The sequence below is a fragment of the Halobacillus sp. genome, assembly GCF_049282395.1.
Classification (GTDB): Bacteria; Bacillota; Bacilli; order Bacillales; family Halobacillaceae; genus Halobacillus.
The window spans coordinates 1-5085 of record NZ_JBAPTY010000412.1; the positions used below are offsets into that span (position 1 = coordinate 1).

General features: G+C 41.3%; 7 protein-coding genes. 6 read left to right on the top strand and 1 reads right to left on the bottom strand.

Annotation, left to right across the window (positions count from 1 at the left end; translation table 11 throughout):
• Positions 1-135 precede the first annotated feature (135 nt).
• The 5 genes from WAM07_RS17190 (at position 136) to perR (ending at position 3278) form a co-directional block, all read left to right on the top strand.
• Positions 136-546, top strand: coding sequence for a potassium channel family protein (locus WAM07_RS17190; protein ID WP_422168625.1), 411 nt, complete (start codon positions 136-138; stop codon positions 544-546).
• 63 nt (positions 547-609) lie between these two features.
• Positions 610-1080: a thioredoxin-dependent thiol peroxidase gene (gene bcp / locus WAM07_RS17195; protein WP_422168626.1), complete on the top strand. Its 471-nt coding sequence runs from the start codon at positions 610-612 to the stop codon at positions 1078-1080.
• A 117-nt stretch (positions 1081-1197) separates the two neighbouring features.
• Entirely contained in the window at positions 1198-2151 is a 954-nt protein-coding gene (locus WAM07_RS17200) for a D-2-hydroxyacid dehydrogenase (RefSeq protein WP_422168627.1), read from the top strand.
• 3 nt (positions 2152-2154) lie between these two features.
• The gene (locus WAM07_RS17205) at positions 2155-2712 is read left to right on the top strand and encodes a cob(I)yrinic acid a,c-diamide adenosyltransferase (RefSeq protein WP_224893088.1); all 558 of its coding nucleotides are present in this window, start codon (positions 2155-2157) and stop codon (positions 2710-2712) included.
• A gap of 122 nt (positions 2713-2834) precedes the next feature.
• Positions 2835-3278: a peroxide-responsive transcriptional repressor PerR gene (perR, locus tag WAM07_RS17210; protein WP_089753209.1), complete on the top strand. Its 444-nt coding sequence runs from the start codon at positions 2835-2837 to the stop codon at positions 3276-3278.
• A gap of 71 nt (positions 3279-3349) precedes the next feature.
• Here perR and WAM07_RS17215 read toward each other — a convergent pair whose 3' ends face one another.
• The gene (locus tag WAM07_RS17215) at positions 3350-3727 is read right to left on the bottom strand and encodes a YgzB family protein (protein ID WP_422168628.1); all 378 of its coding nucleotides are present in this window, start codon (positions 3725-3727) and stop codon (positions 3350-3352) included.
• Between the two features lie 130 nt (positions 3728-3857).
• Between WAM07_RS17215 and WAM07_RS17220 the strand changes: the two genes are divergently transcribed.
• A complete protein-coding gene (locus WAM07_RS17220; protein WP_422168629.1) occupies positions 3858-4724 on the top strand; it encodes a nucleotidyltransferase-like protein in 867 nt (288 codons plus the stop codon).
• Positions 4725-5085 lie beyond the last annotated feature (361 nt).

The following is a 5085-nucleotide window of genomic DNA, read 5'->3' on the forward strand; positions in this document are numbered from 1 at the left end:
TCCATAATCTGGATGACCTGAGGTGGGATTTTTTAGGGGTTACTTCAGTTCAATAGGGAGGCGGCATAATTGGTGGTTTGTGGACATAGGTAAACAGTAGAGTACTGCTTGTCTCTTCCCGGGAGGAGTGCGTTTATGATTATTATTGCGATTACTACAATAAGCCTGATTTTGATTGCTGGCAGTCTGCGTCAAATATTCGCTTCCCTTGAATTCGAACATAAGATTTTTTCTTTTCAACTGTTTGTCTCCATACTGCTTCTTTATACCATCGTTATGATTGGGTTTGCTATTATTTATGTTTCTCTTATTGAACATGGGGTAATGGTGTACCAGGAGGCTGGTCAGTCTGAACCCTTGCATTGGAAGGAAGAGATAGCAAGAAGTATGTACTTCAGTGGAGCCACCTTATTCACAGTAGGGTACGGAGAAATGGTACCGGTCGATGTCGGACGCTGGATTGCTATTTTTGAAGCCATGATTGGTTATTCACTGCCAGCTGCTCTGGTTGCCAAGGTATGGCAGCATTATAAGATTGAACATTGAATTGGAAGTTTACATTCGTATAAGGTAGGCTAGATATATAATTATTTTTTAGGAGGGTTACGTATGACAATTGAAAAAGGAAAACAAGCACCTGATTTTACACTACCTGCAAACAATGGAGAAAACGTATCATTATCTGACTATAAAGGAAAGAATGTCGTACTATACTTTTATCCGAAAGATATGACCCCAGGCTGCACCAACGAAGCCTGTGATTTCCGTGATCACCACGAAAGCTTCGCGGATCTGGATGCTGTTATTCTAGGAGTCAGCCCGGACCCGGTAGAATCTCACAAGAAATTTATTGATAAGCATGATCTCCCATTCCTACTACTTGCGGATGAGGATCATCAAGTAGCGGAAGATTACGGCGCATGGGTTCTTAAGAAAAAATCAGGCGAAGAATATTACGGCATTGAGCGCTCTACATTTATTATCGATAAAGAAGGTAATCTTGCCGAAGATTACCGCAAAGTTAAAGTAGAAGGACACGTAGAATCCGCGCTAAGTTACATTCGCGAGAATCTTCAATAAAGAGCAGGAAAGCCATAGCCGGAAAACCGGTTATGGCTTTTTCTTAAGAAGCTTTAATTTTGAGTTGGTCTGGAAAAACAATTACTATAGAAGAAAGAGAGGAAAGGAAGTGAGAGGATGAAGGTTGTTTCAGCGATTAAAAGGGTCCCGGAAGATATCCAGAACAGACTGAAAGAGAACTTTAAAGAAGTGGAATTTCTTTTCTGTCACGGAATCGAAGAAGCAGAACATTATTTAAAGGAAGCTGATGTATTTATTACATACGGGGAAGATTTGAATCCGGAACGCATTAAGCAGGCCCGCCAGTTAAAGTGGATTATGGTTTTATCTGCCGGTCTTGATAAAATGCCGTTCCAGGAGATTCAGCAAAGAGGGATTCTAGTAACCAACGTGAGGGGCATCCACTCCGAACCGATGGCTGAATATGCGATCTCTATGCTTCTTCAGGTCTCAAGAAATGCGAAGGCCTACGCGGAATTAGAAAAAAATCACGAATGGAATCGACGAATGGTCAATCAGGAAATCAGCGGCCGGACCATGGTTGTCCTGGGAACAGGAGCTATCGCCCAGGGAGTGGCGAGGCTCGCTCAGGCTTTCCGCATGAAAACCATTGGGGTGTCGAAATCTGGAAATCCTAAGCCTCACTTCGATGAAACCTATAAAGTGGAAGAGCTTCATCAGGTACTTGATCAGGGAGAATTCGTGGTGGCTGTGCTGCCAAGTACGAAGGAGACGCAGTACTTATTAGATTTGGATCACTTTAAAGCCATGCCTGACCACTCCATCTTCCTGAACATGGGGAGAGGCGACCTGGTTCAATCGGACGTCATTCTACAGGCTGTTCAGAATTCTTATATTGCACATGCTGTACTCGACGTGTTTGAAGAGGAGCCGCTGCCAGAGGATCATCCATTCTGGGAAGAAGAAAGCGTGACGATTACTCCTCATACATCGGGTCAGTCTCCGGGGTATGTTCCGCGTGGTTTTGATATATTTGAAGAGAATTTGCATACGTTCTTAAATGATGAGGGCGAAATGAAAAACAAAATTGATCCTAAACGGGGGTATTAAATCATGCGTATTTATACAAGATCAGGGGATAAAGGACAGACATCTTTAATTTACGGCAATCGAGTAGCTAAGAATGATATACGAGTCGAGGCCTATGGGACGTGTGACGAAGCTAATTCAACGATCGGTCTTGCGCTTAGCCACCTGACGAAAGAAGACTGGGCAGATAAAGATTCGTTCCTTGAGGCGATGCAGCGTATCCAAACCATCCTGTTTCACGTAGGAGCTGAGCTTGCAACCCCGAAAGGAAAAGAAGTGAAATGGCAGGTAAAGAAAGAGCATATAGAAGAATTAGAACAGCAGATTGATAAGTGGGACGAGGACTTGACTCCATTGAAGAATTTTATTCTCCCATCTGGTCATTCAGCTTCAGCTGGATTGCACTTAGCACGCACAGTTGTGAGAAGAGCAGAACGTTCTGCGGTCGCATTAGAAGATGAATTGGTCAATCCGCTGGTCGTTTCGTATTTGAATCGTCTGTCCGATCTTCTTTTCGTAGCGGCAAGGTACGTTAATCAGCAGCTGGGCGGTAAAGAAACTCCGCTTGATCCAGACGTGTAATTTAATTTGCCGGGGAAGACGGCTTTTTATTGACATTAGATTTACAGACAGGTTACACTAATTATAAGGATTCTAATTTAATAATATTATAAATCTAGAATCAGTTTATGAAAGCGAGGTGCATGGCTGTGTCTGATCATCGATTGCAAGAAGCGGTGGATACACTAAAAGGTTCAGGTGTGCGAATCACTCCACAGCGTCATGCGGTGCTTGAATACCTGCTGAATTCTATGACTCACCCAACAGCTGATGAAATTTATAAAGCGTTAGAAAGTAAATTTCCGAATATGAGTGTAGCGACGGTTTACAATAACCTCCGCGTATTTAAGGAAATCGGGCTTGTACGTGAACTTACGTACGGAGATTCATCAAGCCGTTTTGACTGTAATACTTCGGATCACTATCATGCGATCTGTGATTCATGCGGCAAAATTGTTGACTTCCACTACCCAAGTCTCAATGAAGTTGAATCATTAGCTGAACAGGTGACGGGATTTGATGTAAGTCATCATCGCATGGAAGTGTATGGAACGTGCTCTGAATGTAAAACTAATAATACCCACTAAAACCGGTAGCCCTGAGCTTCCGGTTTTTTTGTGTAAAAAAAAGAACCCGCTGCTTAGAGCGGATTCTTTCATTAGGTTTGCTGCTGAGTCTTATTCTTTTTATATCGTTTAGAATTATATTTCTCATCAAACTCTTCGCCCTCTAACGTTTTATCCATGGTCAGCGGCTGGTTGCAGTGCATGCAGGCATCTACTCGTCCAAGCATTTTGGTAGGCTTCTCACAGGACGGACATATAATCTGGATGGTTCTGGTGGAAAGCATACCGATCCAGAAATAGACGAGCGTACTAAGACCAACAAAGCCCATACCCAGAATCATAAAAAGAGCCATCAGCCAAGTGGTTTCTTTAAAGATCAATCCTATATACATGACGCCAATTCCGCCGAAAATTAACCAAAAAGCAAAGGAACGAATCTTATTAATTTTACTGCTGTATCTTAAAGCCACGCAAGTTCCCTCCTTACTATCTACAAGGTAGTATAGCACATTTCCTTCATTGATTATATTTAGAAAAAAGGAATTCTAAAAAAAGTATCGAATAAACAAAACAAGCTGATATAGAATGTGGGGGACCAGAATGAAAGACGTATTACGTCCGATTTATCAAGAAAGAGCAAGCCAGAGCAATACATTAGGGATCTTAATTTTAGAGAAGATGAAACCGATCAGTCCAGTGACGGACAACTTTGATGTCATCTTATTCATTATTGTAAAGGACGCAAAAGAGCTGTGGTATGTAAAGCATTACGAATTTGAAAATAAATCAGCAGCTATGCACACAGTAGATGAAAAACTTTTGCATCACTGGATTGATACAAGCTCCTATCGCCGTGCCGTGGAATGGGTAATTAACGGCACTGTTATTTTTGAAAGGAATGAATATGTAACCGAGTTAAAAGAACAGCTCCGGACATTCCCGCAGGAGAAGAGAGATCTGAAAAAGGTTATCGAGTTTGCTAAATTAATTCGCAGCTATAGCGAGGCCAAAGATCTTTACGAATCCGAGCACTATCTGGATTCCTTCAGCCGGATGGTTCATTCGCTCCATTATTTAGCGCGCCTTTCCATTATAGAAAAAGGATTTCACCCTGAAGTAACAGTGTGGAATCAAGTGAAGAGGATCGAACCTGAAATCTACAAGCTGTATCAAGAGTTAATTGAAAGTGGCGAACCAACTGATAAAAGAATCCATCTTATGATTATTGCAGTGGAACATTCCATTAGTAAGCGAGCCGAGTCCAGTACTCAACACTTATTAAGTCTTATGAAAGAACAAGAAGAACCATGGTCATTTGGAGAGTTAAAAGTCCATCCAGAGATACAGGAATATATATTGGATTTATCTTCAATGATCGAATACTTAGTGGAGAAGAATATTATTGAAGTCGTTTTACAAGAAACAAAAGGAGAACATATCTTTCACCGAACCTATAAACCCTCATAAATGGCTGCGATCTGTACGTATCATCCCTTTCTTTGCTGGTTTTAATAAAGAAAGGGAATTTTTTTGCTCAAAGTTGTTGACGGTTAATGACGTACCATGCTATATTATTACTTGTCGCATTAAGACAGGGCGGCAAGCCGGCAACGGCAAACAAAAATCATTTTAAAAAAAGTTGTTGACTTAAACGAGTCACAATGATATGATTATTAAGTCGCTGTTTTGAAGCGGCAAACAAAAACTTTTGATCTTTGAAAACTGAACGAACCAACCAGTACGTCAAGATATTCTTTCATTATAGAAGGAATTCAAACAAGCACATTCGGTGTGCAAAGAGCTAATCAATCTCAACTTTTATGGAGAG

Excerpts from the sequence above, each read along its gene's own strand:
- WAM07_RS17190 (WP_422168625.1), top strand. The coding sequence starts at position 136 with ATGATTATTATTGCGATTACTACAATAAGCCTGATTTTGATTGCTGGC.
- bcp (WP_422168626.1), top strand. The coding sequence starts at position 610 with ATGACAATTGAAAAAGGAAAACAAGCACCTGATTTTACACTACCTGCA.
- WAM07_RS17200 (WP_422168627.1), top strand. The coding sequence starts at position 1,198 with ATGAAGGTTGTTTCAGCGATTAAAAGGGTCCCGGAAGATATCCAGAAC.
- WAM07_RS17205 (WP_224893088.1), top strand. The coding sequence starts at position 2,155 with ATGCGTATTTATACAAGATCAGGGGATAAAGGACAGACATCTTTAATT.
- perR (WP_089753209.1), top strand. The coding sequence starts at position 2,835 with ATGGCTGTGTCTGATCATCGATTGCAAGAAGCGGTGGATACACTAAAA.
- WAM07_RS17220 (WP_422168629.1), top strand. The coding sequence starts at position 3,858 with ATGAAAGACGTATTACGTCCGATTTATCAAGAAAGAGCAAGCCAGAGC.